The sequence below is a fragment of the Lysinibacillus sp. NPDC097231 genome, from assembly GCF_044761885.1.
Lineage (GTDB): Bacteria > Bacillota > Bacilli > Bacillales_A > Planococcaceae > Lysinibacillus.
Genome location: NZ_JBIWDH010000013.1, coordinates 23,481 through 41,809, shown reverse-complemented (window position 1 = coordinate 41,809; position 18,329 = coordinate 23,481). Strand labels below are relative to the sequence as shown.

The window sequence follows — 18,329 nt, the reverse complement described above, 5'->3', positions numbered from 1 at the left end:
GAATAAATATCGATTTATAGGTCAAAAATATCAATATATTGAGGTGATTTTGCTAGTGGCATTAACACATATTAAAATAGCAAAAGATTTACAAGAACTAACATTACATGGGACGAAGGAATTTCCAGTTGCGTTCTATGAGACTGTTATGCGAATAGAGTATTTAGATTTTTTACCGTTACATTGGCATAAAGAAATTCAATTTGTCTATGTGAAAAGGGGGCGTGTGGAATACCGTGTAGGAGCAGATGTCTTTGTTCTTGAGGAGGGGGAGGGGCTATTTGTCAATGCATCAGGTTTACATGAAGCAAAGCCTTTTCATATAGAGCAAGCCATGCTCTACTGTGTGAACGTGGACCCTATGCTATTGGGCGGGCATGAGGATAGTATTTTTGCCACTAAATATGTAATACCGTATATAAAGAGTAATAGACTCCCTTATGTAAAGCTAGATGGAGAACTAGCACAAAAGGTAGAACTCGTAGCAGAATTACTGCGAGAGCAAGCCGTTTTTTATGAGCTAAAGGTATGGAGAGTACTATTAGTCATCTGGGAATCAATTTTAACAAAATCCATGCTAACAGAAGAATTGCTGGACCCGGCAATGATTGTCCAACATGAACGTGCAAAGGATATGCTTGATTATTTACATACTCATTATCAGGAAAAGATATCATTAGAGAATTTAGCTGCACATGTTTTTTTAAGTCGGGCAGAAAGTAGTCGCTTTTTTAAAAAAATGGTAGGCATGACACCTTTCACATATCTATTACAGTATCGCCTTCGTAAAAGCATGGAACTTTTACGTGATAACGAACAATCAATCACAACCATTGCTACAACAACAGGCTTTAGCACAGTTAGTTATTATATTGAGAAATTTAAGGAGTATACAGGATACCCACCACATGTTTATCGCAAAAAGTTTTTGATAAAAGATAATGAAAATTAATCGAAATAGAAGCGAAGATCCGCGCGAAGTTGGAGAATACCCGCGGAAGAGAAGTGGAAACCCGCGCGAAGTTGTAGAATACCCGCGGAAGAGAAGCGGAAACCCGCGCGGCATTGAAGAATACCCGCGGAAGAGAAGTGGAAACCCGCGCGAAATTGAAGAATACCCGCGGAAGAGAAGCGAAAACCCGCGCGAAGTTGTAGAATACCCGCGAAGGAGCAAAAATCCGCGCGATCCTAGAATACCGCGCGGAATTAAAAACATCCCTAGGAGAAAAGCAGCTATCCGCACGAAATGGATGGTATAGCTTGGCTGGAAATTGTTGAAAATTATTACCATATAAAATAAAGTAAAGTTAATAGTTAAGTCTAAAGGAAGTTTATAATATTACATAAAGGAGAGCCGGAATATGATCGCTTTAAAGAAAAAGCAAAATTTATGGCTAGCGTTTTTTTTAGTCGTTCTTGCCAGCAATTACACGCTTTATAACACGGGACTTGGTTCATCAATTTTACCAGTTGAAACCAATGGAGTTGTTATAGGTTCATTAATTGATTTTACCTTAGTTATGCCTGTTTTAATTATGTTGTATAAAGGGAAATTTTCTGTAAAGCAAGCGATTCTATTAGCTGCGACTGGTTGTGTTGCTGCCCGTTTTATTATACCAATAGAACATCTAAAGCCCTTTGAAGCAGTAACATGGGCTGGATTTGCGATTGAAGGTACTATTGTTCTTTTAGAAATTTCCCTAGTTGTCACGCTTGTACGTTTTATGCCGAAAATTTTAGCAGATGTAAAAGCAAGTACTTTACCTGATTTATTCTCTTTTTCTAAAGCAGTTGAAAAACATGCACCAAAGTATCCTATTATTCAAATGCTATGCACAGACTTTTTAGTACTCTACTATGCTTTCGCAAGCTGGAAGAGACAAGAGCGTCGAGGTTTAACGTTGCATAAAAATTCGAGCTATATAGCCTTTCAAATTATGCTAATCCATGGAATAGCCATTGAAACAATAGGGATTCATTGGTGGCTACATGAGAAATCAATTGTGCTTTCAATACTATTGCTTATTTTAAATGTATACTCTGTTATATTTTTTATAGCGGATATGCAGGCAATTCGTTTAAATCCTGTCCATGTAACATCTGATAAAATGTATCTTTCTTTAGGTTTGATGAAACGAGCAGAAATTCACTTTGATAACATCGAAGAAATTGTTGAGGATAAGGAACAATTAGAAGGAAAATTATCCAAGGATACTATTGATTTTGTGGCACGTGATTTCGGTGAGGCATACCCGCAATTTATTTTAAAAATGAAGGACCCAGTAGAAGTAACCTTTATGTTAGGACTGAAAAAGCGGTATCATAAAGTCGCTATTAAAGCCGACCAAGCGCAGGAATTTAAAAAAGTGCTGTTACTAGGAATGGAAGATAATAAATCGTAAACGACAGGTGCTAGCAACTAAGCTGGCACCTGCTTTATTTACAAAGTAAAAATAACTACACAAACTTTTAGTAACCGGCTTCTAGCTGATTGAATTTGCTCGATAGAAATCTGGAAAATTGACCAAACTTTGTGTTCTGAAATTTGCTGCATTACTGATTTCATAAAGGGACGTAACGTAAAATAAAGAATTCCTAGGATGACAATTTTCGCCTAACCCCATCATTGCTTGTAAGATTGTGCTTTTACCTGCCCCTTTTGGGCCTATTAATCCAACAAGCCCCCCACTATTTACTTGAAATTAAATGTCTGAAATAACGACTTCTTCTTCTACATAACCATCTTTATGTATGTTCATTTATTTCCTTCCCCTTTTATATTCCGATTGGTGAAGACTAATAATTAGTAGGGTGAAGAAACCTCCACAGATTAGGTACCACTTTATTTTCGAATAAAGAAGATAATTGTTTCAGATCAAATTGATTCCATTTTAGGAACTGATTGCAGCATCGTCGCAAGAACATAAATCAAAAACTTCTCATCTGCCCAATTTATGCCAAGTCATAATTGATAAAAGTGTTTGAAAAACATTTTAAATCATATTACCTTATCAAAAAGGGGGAGATTTAAAACATGAAAATGACTATTGAAGAAATTCCTGAATCAAGGATTGCCTATTTCCGTAACGTTGGAGAGTATGGCGAAAAACAAAACAAGGAACTAATGGAGTCTTTTAAGAAATGGGCGCAAATAAATGGTGTTTTTGATAATTCTACAATTTTTGGTATACCACACGATAACCCACAAGTTACTCCTAAAGAGGAGTGCCGTTATGATGTTTGTGTTGTTATAAATAAAAATTTTAATGTTGTGAAACCAGCTCAAGTTGGTAAATTTACTGGTGGCAAATACGCGGTTTTCGTGCTTGACCATACAAAAGAGGCAGTCAATGAATTTTGGGGCAATATTTTTTCTGAGATTAAAAAAAACAATCTATTAATAAGGGAACAGCCGATTGTAGAAAGATATACTTCACAAATGATTGGTAACCATTTGTGTGAAATATTAGTTCCCATCCAGTAACAGAAGTTGGGATATTTCCTCAACAAAAGGGGGGCGATTTAATAATCAAACTTAAATCTGTTGAATAAGAATCTCTTTTGATCAATTTTTTTTCAAAAGGAATTCTTAATTTATCATGAAATATAGGTTGCAAGGTATCTTTAATCAAACTTTAATTCTCCACGAGGGCCTGCTCTACATGTCTTAATGGGATTCGTAATAAGATAGAATAAACCATGCAATAGCCACCTACTTAATCGAGATGGGCTATTGCATGTAGTATGTCTTCACTGACTGCCTCCCAAAATTGTTGTTGAACGGATTCACAATACATATAAAGCTCTTTATTGTGGACATGTCCATATAGTTCAGCAATCTCTTCCTTATGAAAATGAAGTCGGTGGTTTAACGTCTCTCGCTCTTCGTCAATACAAAACGATTTATACATATCAGCAAGACGCTCAAGCTTTGCCAAATTTTGTTTCGTTTGCTCATATTGTGTTCGGTGAAAACGACCTACTGCAGTAGTCATGGAAAGCTTTGCACGATGTTCAGCATTGAGCGTGCGATACTCTTCCAGACGTATCGCCACTCGATACCAAAATTCATAACGACTAGGTAAGTCTCTTAGCTCGTATGTGAGTAAGGATTTTAAAATATAAGCAACTTGCTCGTATGTATCTATAACCTTTTCTGATTCTTTAAAAATGCCAAACATACAGCCACCCCCTGTAATTTAATACTACAAAAGAAGAGTAAAATCCTCTAAACCTTTGGTAATAAAGTAATAATACCTCCTAAAGATTATTGGAACCTCAGTTATAGTAATTGCGTAGATAGCTAAAAAACACATTTAGGTAGCTTTTTCAGAGATCCACACAGCACGAAACAATCGCAGAGCGTGCCAGAGAAGGCTGGCGATTAGTTCAAGTATTACTCATGCTCTATCATGCATTTTACTCACACTAGGTTTCGCCCTCTATAGGTAAAATCTGGTTTTTTATTGAGCTATTAAGTTTTCACTAAATTCGCTATTTTTTGCAAAGAAAAGAAGCGTTTTTGAAGAATTATGGAAATAGCATTTACAAAATAAAAACAAATGTGTTAACTTTAAAAATTCCTAAGGTTAACTTAAAAAGGAGGAGGTTAACAATGCAACATTTTTGGGTTGTTGGGACAGATACAGATGTTGGTAAAACGGTTGTCACCACATTATTGATGCGACAATTACAACAGCAGGATTTACAAGTTACGCCTTACAAGCCTGTGCAAACTGGTGAAATCCATGATAATGGTCATTGTTATTATTACGACACAACAATGTATGAAAAATACTCATTACAAAGACTACAGGAAGAAAATATAAATGGCTCTTCGTTTAAAGAAGCCGCATCACCACATTTTGCTGCGCAGTTGGAGGGACAGGAAATTAATGTACGGCATCTATTAAAACAAATTGAGAAGTTACAGAAATCAAATGATATCGTGATTTGTGAGGGAGCGGGGGGACTATTTGTGCCATTAGATGCTGATGGAGAAATTACTCTTCTTGATGTAATCGTTCAAAGTAATCTTCCAGTAGTTCTTGTCACACGAACAACATTAGGAACGATTAACCACACATTGCTAACACTTGAAGCTTTACATGCTCGGAATATTGGGGTTCTTGGCATTGTGTTTAATGGAAATACAGGAAGCCTGATAGAACAAGATAATGTCAAAACGATATTACAATATCATGATTTACCGTATGCGACGATTCCTCAGCTTCAAGATATTTCTCAGCTTATGGACTATTCCATTTCACACACATCTTTGTTTGAAAGGTTGGTCAAATATGAAACAAGCATTAACTGAATTGCAGACGAGAGATTTACAGCATGTCTGGCATCCATGCTCACAAATGAAGGACTATGAGCAATTTCCACCTATTGTTATTAAAAAAGGACAGGGTGTCTGGCTTTATGATGAAAATAATCATCGGTATTTAGACGCCGTATCTTCCTGGTGGGTTAATTTATTTGGACATGCGAACGAGCGAATAAGTAAAGCATTAAGTGAACAAGCATTTACATTAGAACATACAATCTTTGCAAATTTTACACATGAACCAGCCATAAAAGTGGCGGAAAAATTAGTAGCCTTAACACCAGAAGGTCTAAATAAAGTATTTTTTGCAGACAATGGCTCGTCAGCAATAGAAGTCGCATTGAAAATGAGCTTTCAATATCATATGCAAACGGGAAAAACAACGAAGAAGCGTTTTTTAGCCTTAACGGATGCTTATCACGGTGAAACACTTGGTGCTTTATCTGTAGGTGGGGTAGACCTATATAACGAGGTGTACCAACCATTATTATTAGACACTGTACGTGCACAAGGACCAGATTGCTTCCGATGTCCTTTTCAAGATAAGCCTGAAAGCTGTCAGGCTCAATGTATTCAATTTGTGGAAGAAGAGCTTAGTCAGCATCATGAGGAAATTACAGCTATCATTATTGAGCCGCTGATTCAAGCAGCAGCAGGCATGAAAATGTATCCACCTCTATACTTAACGCGATTACGAGAGCTTTGTACAAAATATGATGTGCACTTCATTGCAGATGAAATTGCAGTCGGTTTTGGACGTACAGGTACATTATTTGCTTGCGAGCAGGCACAAATTACTCCAGATTTTATGTGTTTGTCAAAAGGTTTAACAGGCGGTTATTTACCATTATCAGTTGTATTAACAACAGAAGACGTATACAACGCATTTTATGATGACTATGGGACAATGAAAGCATTTTTACACTCCCATAGCTATTCCGGTAATACTTTAGCATGTCGTGTAGCCCTTGAAGTATTGACAATGTTCGAAGAGGAGCATGTTATCGATATGATACGCAATAAGGGGGAACGAATGCATGATATAGCAATGAAGGCATTTAATGGACTACCATATGTCGGAGAGTATCGACAGGTAGGGTTAGTTGGTGCGATTGAGCTAGTTGCCAATCGCGAAACAAAAGAGCCACTTCCAAGTGATGAACGCATTGGTTATCAAATTTATCAACGTGCCTTAGCAAAAGGCTTACTGATTCGTCCACTTGGCAATATTTTGTATTTCATGCCACCATACATCATATGTGATGAAGACATGCAATTTATGATTAACACAACAAAAGAGACAATCATGCAATTTTTTGAGGAGCGGGAGGGACTAAATTGTTCAAAAGACAATCAACGTTGTCACTTGTCATGATAGCAATGTTTGCAGCTTTAACTGCCATTGGTGCATTTATTAAAATCCCGTTACCTGTTGTGCCCTTTACATTACAAATTGTCTTTGTCTTTTTAGCAGGATGCTTGCTCGGTAGTCGCAATGGATTGCAAAGTCAGCTCATTTACATAGGCATTGGTTTAGTTGGCTTACCAGTCTTTACACAAGGCGGGGGCATTACATATGTTTTGCAACCAACATTTGGCTACCTAATTGGCTTTGCACTCGCAGCCTTCGTAATTGGTTTGATGATAGAGAAAGTGGAGAACCCAACGAAAAAGCATTTTATCGGTGCAAACATTGTCGGACTCATCATTATTTATGCGGTAGCAGTTCCGTATTTATATGTGTCATTGAACTTCTGGCTTCATATGAAAACGAGCTGGTCTCATATTTTTTTAGTTGGTTTTTTAAACAGTATTGTTGCAGATTTCTGCCTAGCGATAGTTTCTGCACTTTTGGCTGAAAGATTATATAAGGTATTTCAAGCAGCAAGAATGTTAAAAATTGTGCAAGTAGAAAAGGAGAATGTTTAGTGGATTGGTTACAGTTAGCAGAGGAAGTTATTGCAGGAAAGGTCATTAGTAATGAGGAGGCACTAGCCCTTTTAACTAGTGATGACGATGAACTATTAAAGGTGATGGACGGAGCCTTTGCCATTCGTAAGCATTATTACGGAAAAAAAGTAAAACTAAATATGATTATGAATGCTAAGAGCGGTTATTGCCCAGAGGATTGTGGCTATTGTTCACAATCGTCTAAATCAACAGCACCAATTGAAAAGTATCCATTTATTACAAAAGAAGAAATTTTAGAAGGAGCAAAACGAGCTTTTGACAATAAGATTGGTACTTATTGTATCGTTGCAAGTGGTCGTGGACCGACGCGCAAAGATGTCAATGTAGTAAGTGAAGCTGTTACCGAAATTAAAGAGAAGTACGGCTTAAAAGTATGTGCCTGCCTTGGCTTATTAAAAGAAGAGCAGGCACAGCAATTAAAAGAAGCGGGGGTGGACCGTTATAACCATAACCTAAATACCTCTGAGCAACATCATTCATTCATCACTACATCTCATACGTATGAGGATCGTGTGAATACGGTAGAAGTTGTGAAAAAGCATGGCATATCACCTTGCTCAGGAGCAATTATAGGAATGAAGGAAACGAAAGAGGATGTTGTGAATATTGCGCGTGCACTTCATCAATTAGATGCTGACTCCATCCCTGTCAACTTCTTAAATGCTATTGATGGCACGAAGCTTGAAGGGACAAAGGAATTAAACCCGCGCTATTGTTTAAAGGTATTAGCGTTATTCCGTTATCTCAATCCAACAAAGGAAATTCGCATTTCTGGTGGACGAGAAGTCAATCTTGGCTCACTACAGCCACTGGGCATGTATGCAGCAAATAGTATATTTGTTGGGGATTATTTAACAACTGAAGGTCAAGAAGCAAACAGTGATTATCGTATGCTTGAGGATTTAGGCTTTGAAATTGAATTAACCGAGAAGCAAGAGGAAGTATTCTGCTCATAAACACCTAAGAAAACAAAAATCTACTACTACAACTTAATTATCATCGAAAAACCGTATGTGCGTCGTGGAAAAGGCGTGTGTACGGTTTTTCTGAATGTAGACGGATAGAAAGTGAAAAATGAAGGGTTGGATTTCTGGAACTACTGGATAGAATTGGCAAAACGAAGGCTTGAGGAATTGTATTAGTTGGATCAAGGTATATTTTTATGCCTAGAAAAATGGGCTTTTCACAAAATGTTCAATGAAAGCGTTTTGAAATTGAACAGTTTGTGAAGGGCTTCACATAAGGCTTTATTTTTAAAAAAAATGGCGTAAAATAAGAATCAAGTAAGGCGTTGTTATAACACAGTTAGAAAGAAGTATCACAAATTTTGGTGATTGTTATATTACAAAAACAGTTTGAAGGGAGAATTTTTACATGTGGGTAGTTACAGTATTTGATAAAAAGGATGTTCGCATTTTTGAGTACACAAATAAAAATGAGGCAACTCAAGCATTAGCTAAATTCAAAAAAAATGCCGTTTTAACGTATACAAGATAAATGCAAGATTTTACTGAGGCAATCCTTTTCGACGCTATAGCGTACGAAAGGGGTTGCCTTTTTCTATTAATGAACATTGAAATCGCGCTGTACACTAATCCTCAACTCTGTGGAGTAAGTAAAACAATGATAGGGCAAATTGAACGAGGAGAATCAAGTCCAACGCTTACAACTATCTGGAAAATTGCAAATGGCCTAAAGGTTTCCTTTACCACGCTTATTAATAATCCACTGCCTGATACTGAAGTAATTTTTAGAGATGATATTCGAATGTTATCTGAGGATAATGGGAGGTATAGGGTATACCCATATTTTCCTTTCCAAGAAGATAGCCGCTTTGAAATTTACACGGTGGAGATTGACAGGGAAGGAAAATTAAGCGCTGAGGCTCACAAAGAAGGGACAGAAGAATTTATTACTATTTTTGATGGTGAATTAATCATTAGTGTTAATGACACCCAATATACATTAAAAAGTGGTGACTCCATTAGATTTAAAGCTGACCGTCCTCACGTATACATGAATCCAGGTGATACTTTAACTCGATTAAGTATGACAATTTTTTATCCAAATAAAAGCATGTGATAAAACCGTATAAGCCTTATGAAAAGCGCTCATACGGTTTGTTTTTGTAAATTATAAAATGCTGCCTAATCGTTTAATGCCTTCACGAATAATCTCAGGTGTTGCATTCGTGTAGTTTAAGCGCATTGTATTAACATCAGTTTTAGATGTGTAGAATGGGTCCCCAGGTACGAATGCAACTTTTTGTTCCATTGCTTTATGGAAAACATCTAAAGATGATGCTCCGTTGTTCATTGTAGCCCAAATGAACATTCCACCCTCAGGTCGTGTGTAGTCTACATGTGCTGGGAAGAACTCTTGCATAGCATTTAACATGGCATCTGATTGATCTTTATATAAGGCTATAATTTTCTGAACGTGCTCCATATAGTCATTGTTTGCTAGATAATCATAAATAACATATTGAGAGAAAATATTTGTGTGTAGATCAGTGGCTTGCTTTGCTGTTTCGATATGTTGCATTAATTCTTTGTTTTTTGTAATGATAAAGCCAAGGCGCATTCCTGGTGTGATTGTTTTAGAGAAAGAACCTAGTAAAATACTATTTTCTAATTTACCAGCACCAATGTATGGAAGTGGTTCACCTTGGAAGCGTAATTCTCCATATGGATCATCCTCAATTAACGCCACATCGTATTTTGAAATGATTTCGCAAATTTGTTCACGTTTTTCTTTAGAATACGTAAGCCCCGTTGGATTTTGGAAGTTCGGCACCGTATAAATGAATTTCACATTTGGCTGTTGTAGGGCATTCTCTAACTCTTCTAAATTTAACCCATCATTTTCGAGTGTTACACCATAGAAAGTTGGTTCAGTTAATGTGAAAGCTTGAATGGCACCTAAATAACCAGGTTCCTCGATGATAATGCCGTCACCTTTGTTAATCAGTACTTTACCAATTAATTCAAGAGCTTGTTGTGATCCTGTTGTAATAAAGACATCGTCAGCATGTACATCTAATCCGTGTACACGTTGATATTTTGCAGCAATATACTCACGTAAAGGCGCATACCCCTGTGTTGATGAATATTGGAAAAGGCGACTGCCGTTTTCCGTAATTGCATGATCAACAGATGCTCTTAACGCATCGATTGGAAAAGAGATTGGGTTTGGAAGCCCACCTGCAAAGGAAATGACATCCTCTGCGTCCGTTACTTTCAAGATATTTCGGATGAATGAAGATGGTGTTTTTAAGATTCTTTCTGAATATTCCATAATTTATCGTTCCCTTTTTCTGATTTTTTAAAAATTATAGCATTGAAATCATATGCATACAATATTATCATTGTATGCAAGACAATTAAAATATTGTATGCAAAAGTGACAAGAAAAGGAGCTTAGAGAATGCCAGTAAATTCATTTGAAGAGTATCCAATGAGCTGGAAGCCGGATATCAGCAATATTTCGGCTCCATTATATATAGCCATAGCCGAGCAACTTGAACAAGATATTAAGGATGGAAAATTATTGCCAGGGACCAAGCTTCCTCCTCAGCGGGAATTAGCTGACTTTTTGGATGTCAATTTAAGCACAATAACGAGGGCTTTTAAGCTGTGCGGGCAAAAGGGGCTTATCTATGCCTCTATTGGAAGCGGGACATTTGTTTCATCTGATGCTGCTACCAATAAAATTTTATTACCAACAAGTTATACCTCTCATATGATAGAAATGGGCTCTGTATTACCAGACAATTATGTCAATGAGGAAATTACACGATATATGAAAAAGATGATGAATGACCGTAATTTCAGCAAGCTATTTCAATACGGACGACCTGAAGGAAATGCTTGGCAAACAGAGGCGGCAAAGAAGCTTTTGGAAAAGGTCAACTTCCAAACGGATCAGCCTGTATTGCTCGGGGCAGGTGGGCAAAATGCCATTGTCGGGACATTAGCGGCATTATTTCAGCCTGGGGACCGAATTGGCACTGATCCCATTACGTATGCAGGTATCAAAACAGCAGCAAATATGTTGGGCATCCAACTGGTAGCGATTCAGCAAAAAAACGGAGAAATGTCAAAAGAGGGGCTATTGTATGCTTGCAAAAATGAGCATATAAAGGGTCTTTATGTGATCCCTGATTTTCATAATCCAACTACCCATACAATGTCGATGGGAACAAGAAAGATGATTGCGGACGTCGCAAGACAGATGGGATTAATTATTATAGAAGATGCGATATATAGCTTTTTGAAAGAGCAGCCACTTGCACCAATAGCTTCATACGCACCAGAAAAGGTCATTTATATTGCGAGTGTGTCCAAAACTATTTCGCCTGGCTTACGACTATCCTTTATCGTCACACCTTCAGCACTTCGAAAAAAAATAATGGAAACACTATACAATATAAATATCTCAGTATCTCCAATGATGGTGGAACTTACAGCAAGGATGATTCATGATGGTGTTGCGCAAACAATTTTAGAGAAACATCGGCTGTATACAAAACAACAAAATGCACTTGTCGATCAGTATTTAGGAGACTATAACATTATAGGGGAAGAGGAATGCATTTTCAGATGGCTTATACTCCCAGACAAATTTACCGGTGCTCATTTTGAATTGCTCGCATCAAAGGCTGGGGTGCAAGTGTATGCAGCTGAACGTTTTGCTGTAGGCAATGCCAAGCCAGTAAATGCAGTTCGTTTGGCGATTACTGCACCAGAAAATCAGCTTGAACAAGCACTAATTATTTTGAAGGATTTACTTGAAAGTGATGGTGATTACGCATTTGTTGATTAGGCTTTTCATTAAGGCTGTTTTTGAAAAAATGTTGGTGTAATAAGGATTTACATTAAAATAGTAATATACATCCTACTCTTTTATAAATTGAATAAAATGGTTGTAAAAAGAAATTAGAGGGGTTCTATGAAGCTAGTAGGGGAACAAAGTTAACTTCGATTTTACAAAATTGCTGACGCCAGCGAGCAGTTTTGTTGAAGAAAAATGGAAAAATTAAAGAAACAAATTGAGGTGCGAATATGCTTTTAAATACCTATATAAATGATAATTTCCCCAACTTAATTCTTAGACCTCCTTTGATTTATAACTGGGAAATCGGCATACGTTTCGAGTTAGGGGTAGAGTGGAATAGAGAATACAATTATGAAAATAGTCCTTATATACAGGAGGTTTATAGAAGAGCTGTCACGCTGTTTGAATTACTACATTTACAAGACGAGGAAATTTTTATTGTAGTAGATGTGAATGATTTTGGAGATGGAAAAACCTATAAGCATAAAGCGAGGATTTTTTCTCCGTATATCTATGATAAATCAGTTTTATATAAATTGAAGCATTCAGAAATGCCTTATATTTTTCCTGAAGAGGATGAGGACGGAAAATATAAAACACATAGGTTTACCCTTGAATGTAAAGTATCTGATATGAAGTACATTCCATTGTTAAAAGCAGTATGCAATCAGGATTTAGGAATCCAACCAAGTATTTTTCATAGGATATATTTTTTAAATATCAAAAGGAAAACCATTTTTCACGTTTACGATGATAGAGGATGCGATTTGCTTGCTACCTCACCCGAATCTATACGTGACATTTATTATACATACAATGATTGGATATTAGATTACGACAAGGACCAAATAGATAAAGTGTTTAAATAAATCCTTATTGTATGAACGGGGGCTTTGCTTGAAAATCCTAGAGTTGCATATGCAGCTCTTTTTTCTTTTTTGAAACCAATAAGCTTTAACGAAGCACTCGAGAAGTATATTATGAGATGGACTGTCCATACATAATATACTTTTTTGATTTTATACAAATAATTTAGTATTTCTTGTAACGAATTTCAGTTTCGTTCTATATATAAGTATCACAACTAAAAAAATGAGAGGAGGTATCTAGTGGAGGATTTAAGTGATATCTATAAATCCTATGCAAATGAAGTAAACCGTTTTCTTCTTTGTTTAACATCAAGTGAGGATTTAGCAGAAGAATTAACCCAGGAAACATTTTATCAAGCTGTTAAAGCCATTCATCGTTACAATGGTGAATGCAAAATTTCAGTCTGGTTATGTCAAATTGCCAAGCATAGCTATTATGATTATTTAAAAAAGGCGAAATACCGAAATCATACGAGTATTGATTATTTAACGCAAACAGGTGTAGATATATGTTCAAATGAAGATTTACCTGATATTTCAATGATTAAAGAAAGTACATTACGTGCAATTCATCAAGAAATTCGACAATTACAGGAGCCGTATACTGAAATCTTTTTACTTCGAATAACGCTGAATATAAGTTTTAAAGAAATAGGTGACATATTTGAGAAAAGTGAAAATTGGGCTAGAGTTACATACTATCGTGCAAAATGCAAATTAGCAGAAAGGGTGGATTTGAATGAACTGTAATATTATAAAGGATTTATTACCGTCCTATATAGACGGTATTTGTAGCGAAGACACGGTTGCCGCAATCGAAAAACATATCGAGCATTGCCAAGGATGCAAAGATACTACGCAAAAGATGCAGCAACCAACAGTACAAATAGTCGAAACTAATGTGGAGGCTGCGAAGGAACCGTTTAAGCGCATAAACAAAAAGCGACGTTTTCAAGTTATTACAGCTATTATGATGACTTTTATACTCACTATTATCGGTTTTCAAGTAGTGCAAGACGTAGGAGTCGTTCATCAATTCTTTTTTCCAAAAGTCATTGCAATTGCACATATAACGGATGACAGGGAAGAATGGCAAAGTATTAGCTTCTCAGCTGACTTGATTAATGATCAAGATTATGTGATATATGACAGTCTTTTTTGGAAAAAGGAGATTATTAATGATGCGAATAATGAAAATGATGTGTTACTAAGGGTAAAAGACGAAAAGGGTGATGTAATTATTGATGAAATTCTAATACCCCTTGGAAAAGGTGTTAAATTAGACGGTTTGAAGAGGAAAGAAAAATATTTTTTTGAAATAAAAGCTCCACAAGGGCGTTTTAGCATCAATGCAGTATAATGTTCTTAATCTGTGAACGAGTGCTTTTATTTCTCTTGGATCTACTTCCGGCGATTGCTTGTCAAAACCTCATAAATCAGGGGGGCAGAACGATCATAAACATAAAGCGAAGGGTATTCAATCAATTGAAACCCTCCGCTTTTTTTATTTTCATAACAGAACATTAGTTCTTCTGAGTTTGTTATTGTATAATTAATATACATTGTGTAGTTGGCTTTATGAAGGCGTATAGTCAATATAAAAGAATGGACAATTTTAAAGAGACTTAAGTATGAGGTGATAAAATATGCATAAAGGAAGAATCATTTTACATATTGACCTTAATTGCTTTTATGCCTCTGTCGAACAAATTTATGATAGCTCATTAAAAGGGAAACCAGTAGCAATCGCGGGTAATCCTAAAGAACGTCGAGGAATTATTATTACATGTAGCTATGAAGCAAGGGCAAGAGGTGTTTATACAACCATGAATGTCGGGGAGGCGCGGCGAAAGTGCCCAGAGCTAATTATTTTGCCTCCTAATTTTGAACGTTATAGAGCTGCGTCGAAGTCTTTTTTTAATTTGTTAAAAGAGTATAGCGAAGTCCTTCAACCGGTTTCAATTGATGAAGGATATTTGCAACTTCCTATAGTTGAAGGTCAAAATGTATTGCAACACGTACATGATATGCAAGATAGAATTTGGAACGAACTGCAACTCCCTTGTTCGATAGGCATTGCACCGAATAAATTTTTAGCGAAAATGGCAAGTGATATGAAAAAGCCGATGGGAATTACAATACTGCGTAAGCGTGATGTACCATCAGTTTTGTGGCCAATGAATGTAATTGAAATGCATGGGATAGGCAAAAGCACAGCAGAGAAATTAAAAAAGTTAAGTATTCAAACAATAGGGGAACTTGCTGTTGCTGATGAATATTTATTAAAGCAAAACTTTGGCATTAATGGTTTAAGGATGAAGCAAAAGGCAAATGGCGAAGATGATAGACCTGTTGATCCAGAAGCAATATACGATACTAAAAGTGTTGGAAATTCAACAACGCTGTCTCATGATACGACAGACAGAGATGAATTATATAAAATCATTTCAACACTTTCTGAAAAGGTAGCAGAGAGATTGAAGGCGAAGAAACTGGCTGGTGTCACTGTGAGTGTTATGATTCGTACAGCCGATTGGGAGACATATACACGAAGTAAATCAATAAATAATGCGATTTTTTCAAAAGAAGACATAATGGAACAAGCGTGGAATCTATTTAATAAGAATTGGAATGAAGAGCCAGTTCGATTACTTGGTGTCACCGTTTCTAATGTCAGTGACATTAAGGAAACGTCACAGCAGCTAACCTTCTTTAACTTTGAAGAGCATATAAAAGATGAACCAATTATCAAACTTGTTGATCAAATTGAGCAAAAGTTTGGAAAAGGAACAATTTTGCGGGGGTCAGATATTGCCAAGCCAGTTGGGAAATATCAAGCAAATACGAGTTTTAGTAAGGACTTTTGGGACGAACATAAATAAGTAAAATCAAATAGAAAACCGTCATTTCGATCAATTTTTTTCGGAATGACGGTTTTCTTTGTAGTTGGATATAGATTGAAGACATGTTATTTAACTATGAGTAGTGTTTAACTTATTGAGGTAGAAGTTTTATATGTTTGTAAAAGATTCACTTTCCTTTTGTCCATAGGTTTCACCGCGATTTTTGATTTTTTGTAATACACTATCTAGGACATTCCGTTCAGACAGCGTTTGATAAAGGACATTCTGTACCTCTGCAGCTTCCTTGTTTTCTGCTTGATTACTTAGAAATTCACTATAGGTTACCATATATTGATGATAATCTATGTTGGAAAGTGTTTTTGCCGCTATTTGTTTGTGCGCTGTTAAAGCAGAAGTAAACTGTTTACGTGCCTCATCTGGTTGGGCAGGTATTATTTTGATTTTACCAATTGTATCTGAGTTTCCTGTGAAGTCAAGGAATTGATAATCGAATGCCAAAGGTTTAGCTAGAGCAATATGAGCGTGAAGAGCAACAGCATGGTCACTAAGTTTTTCGGTTACCTCACGAAGGATATCGTTCCCTTTTTCAAAAAAACGACTGCCGTCAAATGCAAGGATGCGGCCGACTTCTTCAGAGAAAAAGTCTTGAGCAAGGAATTCCTGATCGTATCCGGTAGGTGGTAAAACTCGAAGTCTTAAGTTGTTTGATACGATGGTATTGCCGTTTATTTGCATAGCTACTTGCATGTTATAGAATCCTGGCTCATCAATTAACCAGCCATCTTTCCCTACTGAAGCGAAAATGGTTTCATACAGGGATTCTCCAGGCATAAGTACCTTGTTCTCTAGGTTCCTTAAATATTGAACATAAGGTAGTAAACGACGCCCTTGTTTTCCATCTTTTTTAACAATTACAGACATTCCATCTAAATCCGACAAAATATGCTTATTTATTAACTGAGGTTGATTTGAAGTATTCGTTAGTTTGATTTCTATAACAGCAGGTTCTAACCATTGGAATATAGGTGTTTTACGGTTAACTCTCAATTCAAGATTAAAAGAAGGGTGATCAGAAATGATCGGGTGTTCAAACCCATGATCAACAGCCCAATCAGCATTACCCATTTGTACGAAGCGCTCAGGTGCGTGTCGCAAAAACAAAAGCTCTTGATCACTAAAACGATACTCAAAGTTTTTAAAGAATTCCTTGCCACCAGTTTTACTATCAAAATTGTAAGGATAATTCATAAAGCTTAGAGCCTTTGGTTCTGGGGTAAGTGGACGCTCCAAAGGTTCCCAAGGATGACCTAGATGTTTTTGCCAAGAGTGCAGAAGATTAAAAGCATGTCCCATCTCATGGCAAGCACACCAAAAACGATATCGCTGTACAAAAGCTTCAGGGGAGGGGTCACCTTTAGGTGGATCTGAAATAAATGAATTATTAAAAATGGCTGTCCCTTGACGATGATTCGGACCTATGCTATCAAACATAATACCGCCCAGACCATGGCCTTCTTCAGCTTCCGAATTTGCAAAGAATGTCCACATGGACCATTGGGGCTTATTATCAAAGTGTGACCAATATACTTGCATGGCATCATGCATTTCTTGAGTGTTCCACTTTTTATCAGTCCTTGTATAGTCTTTGGCAACAATATTATTACCTTGTGATATTTTCACATCAAACCCAGTTCGTTTAAAAACCTCTGAGATTGAAAGAGTTTCATCCGGCAAAGATGTAGGCTTGTCTGGATGAGCGTGCGTTTGATAGGTTGTAACTGGCGTTGTCCCTTCTTCAGCATCGAATTCAAATTCCACAGGGTGGAAGTAAGGAGATTGAAACTGGAACGTGCTAGTTCTGTCTGTCTCCCCTCCGATAAGAAATTCTACTTCGGCAGTATGCTGTTCAGGCAATGAACCGCGTGTTACCTGTATTTTTACATTTGTATAAGGGAATGATTGTGTTTCATCTAGGTATTTGTTTCGAATATTGCCTGTCCAAGCATTTGAACCATTCGCTGTTAGCTTGGCAATCCAATGAATAGTAGAGGACAGATTTGAAATAACAGTTCCGCTTGCTACCATTTGAGGGTAGAGTCCGTCTACGTCGAGGCGAAGCTCCTCACTGATTTGCTGTTCGCTCCATGCATATAAACCACTAATTGGTGAGAGGGGAAATTCTCCTAAACTGGAAGGGGAAATGGCTTTTAATAAGTCTTTTGGTTCGTTAGTTTTGTTTTGCTCCATCTTTATTACCTCCATGTTTATTATTTTTGTCTTTCTTCCTCAGTCCCAAGAGCCACAATAATTAGCAAAATGTTTTAAGTAATATATATGCAGCAGTAAATATAAAAATGACACAAAAAATGCAATCACGTACAAAATATGTAAGATATAATATAAATAGAACCGCTACAACCTTTTTCAACGGCACTGCGTTGAAAAAATATTTAGTGA

The 18,329-nt window shown here is 36.7% G+C and carries 17 protein-coding genes and 1 pseudogene; 14 read left to right on the top strand and 4 right to left on the bottom strand.

Features of this window, described 5'->3' with window-relative positions; all coding sequences use genetic code 11:
* Positions 1–55 precede the first annotated feature (55 nt).
* Positions 56–952 (top strand): AraC family transcriptional regulator, encoded by an 897-nt coding sequence (locus ACIQXF_RS09925; protein WP_402782254.1) that lies wholly within the window; start codon positions 56–58, stop codon positions 950–952.
* 409 nt (positions 953–1,361) lie between these two features.
* Entirely contained in the window at positions 1,362–2,402 is a 1,041-nt protein-coding gene (locus ACIQXF_RS09920) for a beta-carotene 15,15'-monooxygenase (protein WP_402782251.1), read from the top strand.
* Between the two features lie 81 nt (positions 2,403–2,483).
* On the opposite strand, the pseudogene ACIQXF_RS09915 reads toward ACIQXF_RS09920, so the two are convergent.
* Positions 2,484–2,690, bottom strand: a pseudogene (locus tag ACIQXF_RS09915) (hypothetical protein); the annotation flags it as partial.
* A 344-nt stretch (positions 2,691–3,034) separates the two neighbouring features.
* On the opposite strand from ACIQXF_RS09915, the gene ACIQXF_RS09910 reads away from it, so the two are divergent.
* Positions 3,035–3,484 carry an AraC family transcriptional regulator gene (locus tag ACIQXF_RS09910; protein ID WP_402782248.1) on the top strand — a complete coding sequence of 150 codons (450 nt, stop codon included), beginning with the start codon at positions 3,035–3,037 and terminating at the stop codon, positions 3,482–3,484.
* A 232-nt stretch (positions 3,485–3,716) separates the two neighbouring features.
* On the opposite strand, the gene ACIQXF_RS09905 is transcribed toward ACIQXF_RS09910, so the two are convergent.
* Positions 3,717–4,181 (bottom strand): hypothetical protein, encoded by a 465-nt coding sequence (locus ACIQXF_RS09905; protein ID WP_402782245.1) that lies wholly within the window; start codon positions 4,179–4,181, stop codon positions 3,717–3,719.
* 434 nt (positions 4,182–4,615) lie between these two features.
* Between ACIQXF_RS09905 and bioD the strand changes: the two genes are divergently transcribed.
* The 6 genes from bioD (at position 4,616) to ACIQXF_RS09875 (ending at position 9,385) form a co-directional block, all read left to right on the top strand.
* The gene (bioD, locus tag ACIQXF_RS09900; protein ID WP_402782242.1) at positions 4,616–5,320 is read left to right on the top strand and encodes a dethiobiotin synthase; all 705 of its coding nucleotides are present in this window, start codon (positions 4,616–4,618) and stop codon (positions 5,318–5,320) included.
* Complete coding sequence (bioA, locus tag ACIQXF_RS09895) at positions 5,301–6,707, top strand: adenosylmethionine--8-amino-7-oxononanoate transaminase (RefSeq protein ID WP_402782239.1); 1,407 nt, start codon at positions 5,301–5,303, stop codon at positions 6,705–6,707. Before bioD ends, bioA begins: the two co-directional genes overlap by 20 nt.
* Positions 6,671–7,261, top strand: a complete 591-nt coding sequence (locus ACIQXF_RS09890; RefSeq protein ID WP_402782236.1) for a biotin transporter BioY — start codon at positions 6,671–6,673, stop codon at positions 7,259–7,261. The genes bioA and ACIQXF_RS09890 overlap by 37 nt, the downstream gene beginning before the upstream one ends.
* Positions 7,261–8,259, top strand: coding sequence for a biotin synthase BioB (gene bioB, locus ACIQXF_RS09885; RefSeq protein WP_402782233.1), 999 nt, complete (start codon positions 7,261–7,263; stop codon positions 8,257–8,259). Before ACIQXF_RS09890 ends, bioB begins: the two co-directional genes overlap by 1 nt.
* A gap of 418 nt (positions 8,260–8,677) precedes the next feature.
* Complete coding sequence (locus ACIQXF_RS09880) at positions 8,678–8,800, top strand: hypothetical protein (RefSeq protein WP_402782230.1); 123 nt, start codon at positions 8,678–8,680, stop codon at positions 8,798–8,800.
* Between the two features lie 69 nt (positions 8,801–8,869).
* The gene (locus ACIQXF_RS09875) at positions 8,870–9,385 is read left to right on the top strand and encodes a helix-turn-helix domain-containing protein (protein WP_402782227.1); all 516 of its coding nucleotides are present in this window, start codon (positions 8,870–8,872) and stop codon (positions 9,383–9,385) included.
* Between the two features lie 51 nt (positions 9,386–9,436).
* Here ACIQXF_RS09875 and ACIQXF_RS09870 read toward each other — a convergent pair whose 3' ends face one another.
* A complete protein-coding gene (locus ACIQXF_RS09870) occupies positions 9,437–10,600 on the bottom strand; it encodes an aminotransferase-like domain-containing protein (protein WP_402782224.1) in 1,164 nt (387 codons plus the stop codon).
* Positions 10,601–10,729: 129 nt separating this feature from the next.
* On the opposite strand from ACIQXF_RS09870, the gene ACIQXF_RS09865 reads away from it, so the two are divergent.
* The 5 genes from ACIQXF_RS09865 to ACIQXF_RS09845 all read left to right on the top strand — a co-directional run bounded on the left by ACIQXF_RS09865 (position 10,730) and on the right by ACIQXF_RS09845 (position 15,890).
* Positions 10,730–12,127 carry an aminotransferase-like domain-containing protein gene (locus tag ACIQXF_RS09865; protein ID WP_402782221.1) on the top strand — a complete coding sequence of 466 codons (1,398 nt, stop codon included), beginning with the start codon at positions 10,730–10,732 and terminating at the stop codon, positions 12,125–12,127.
* Between the two features lie 239 nt (positions 12,128–12,366).
* Positions 12,367–13,008 (top strand): DUF3885 domain-containing protein, encoded by a 642-nt coding sequence (locus tag ACIQXF_RS09860; protein WP_402782218.1) that lies wholly within the window; start codon positions 12,367–12,369, stop codon positions 13,006–13,008.
* A 240-nt stretch (positions 13,009–13,248) separates the two neighbouring features.
* Complete coding sequence (locus ACIQXF_RS09855; RefSeq protein ID WP_402782215.1) at positions 13,249–13,758, top strand: RNA polymerase sigma factor; 510 nt, start codon at positions 13,249–13,251, stop codon at positions 13,756–13,758.
* A complete protein-coding gene (locus ACIQXF_RS09850) occupies positions 13,748–14,368 on the top strand; it encodes a zf-HC2 domain-containing protein (RefSeq protein ID WP_402782212.1) in 621 nt (206 codons plus the stop codon). The genes ACIQXF_RS09855 and ACIQXF_RS09850 overlap by 11 nt, the downstream gene beginning before the upstream one ends.
* A gap of 286 nt (positions 14,369–14,654) precedes the next feature.
* Positions 14,655–15,890 (top strand): DNA polymerase IV, encoded by a 1,236-nt coding sequence (locus ACIQXF_RS09845; RefSeq protein WP_402782209.1) that lies wholly within the window; start codon positions 14,655–14,657, stop codon positions 15,888–15,890.
* Positions 15,891–16,019: 129 nt separating this feature from the next.
* Here the strand turns inward: ACIQXF_RS09845 and ACIQXF_RS09840 are convergent, their stop codons facing one another.
* Positions 16,020–18,119 carry a carbohydrate-binding protein gene (locus ACIQXF_RS09840; protein WP_402782206.1) on the bottom strand — a complete coding sequence of 700 codons (2,100 nt, stop codon included), beginning with the start codon at positions 18,117–18,119 and terminating at the stop codon, positions 16,020–16,022.
* Positions 18,120–18,329: the final 210 nt, after the last annotated feature.

Bases quoted from the DNA above. Each gene is read 5' to 3' on its own strand.
- ACIQXF_RS09920 (WP_402782251.1), top strand. From the start codon at position 1,362: ATGATCGCTTTAAAGAAAAAGCAAAATTTATGGCTAGCGTTTTTTTTA.
- ACIQXF_RS09910 (WP_402782248.1), top strand. From the start codon at position 3,035: ATGAAAATGACTATTGAAGAAATTCCTGAATCAAGGATTGCCTATTTC.
- ACIQXF_RS09905 (WP_402782245.1), bottom strand. From the start codon at position 4,181: ATGTTTGGCATTTTTAAAGAATCAGAAAAGGTTATAGATACATACGAG.
- bioD (WP_402782242.1), top strand. From the start codon at position 4,616: ATGCAACATTTTTGGGTTGTTGGGACAGATACAGATGTTGGTAAAACG.
- bioA (WP_402782239.1), top strand. From the start codon at position 5,301: ATGAAACAAGCATTAACTGAATTGCAGACGAGAGATTTACAGCATGTC.
- ACIQXF_RS09880 (WP_402782230.1), top strand. From the start codon at position 8,678: ATGTGGGTAGTTACAGTATTTGATAAAAAGGATGTTCGCATTTTTGAG.
- ACIQXF_RS09875 (WP_402782227.1), top strand. From the start codon at position 8,870: ATGAACATTGAAATCGCGCTGTACACTAATCCTCAACTCTGTGGAGTA.
- ACIQXF_RS09870 (WP_402782224.1), bottom strand. From the start codon at position 10,600: ATGGAATATTCAGAAAGAATCTTAAAAACACCATCTTCATTCATCCGA.
- ACIQXF_RS09865 (WP_402782221.1), top strand. From the start codon at position 10,730: ATGCCAGTAAATTCATTTGAAGAGTATCCAATGAGCTGGAAGCCGGAT.
- ACIQXF_RS09860 (WP_402782218.1), top strand. From the start codon at position 12,367: ATGCTTTTAAATACCTATATAAATGATAATTTCCCCAACTTAATTCTT.
- ACIQXF_RS09850 (WP_402782212.1), top strand. From the start codon at position 13,748: ATGAACTGTAATATTATAAAGGATTTATTACCGTCCTATATAGACGGT.
- ACIQXF_RS09845 (WP_402782209.1), top strand. From the start codon at position 14,655: ATGCATAAAGGAAGAATCATTTTACATATTGACCTTAATTGCTTTTAT.
- ACIQXF_RS09840 (WP_402782206.1), bottom strand. From the start codon at position 18,119: ATGGAGCAAAACAAAACTAACGAACCAAAAGACTTATTAAAAGCCATT.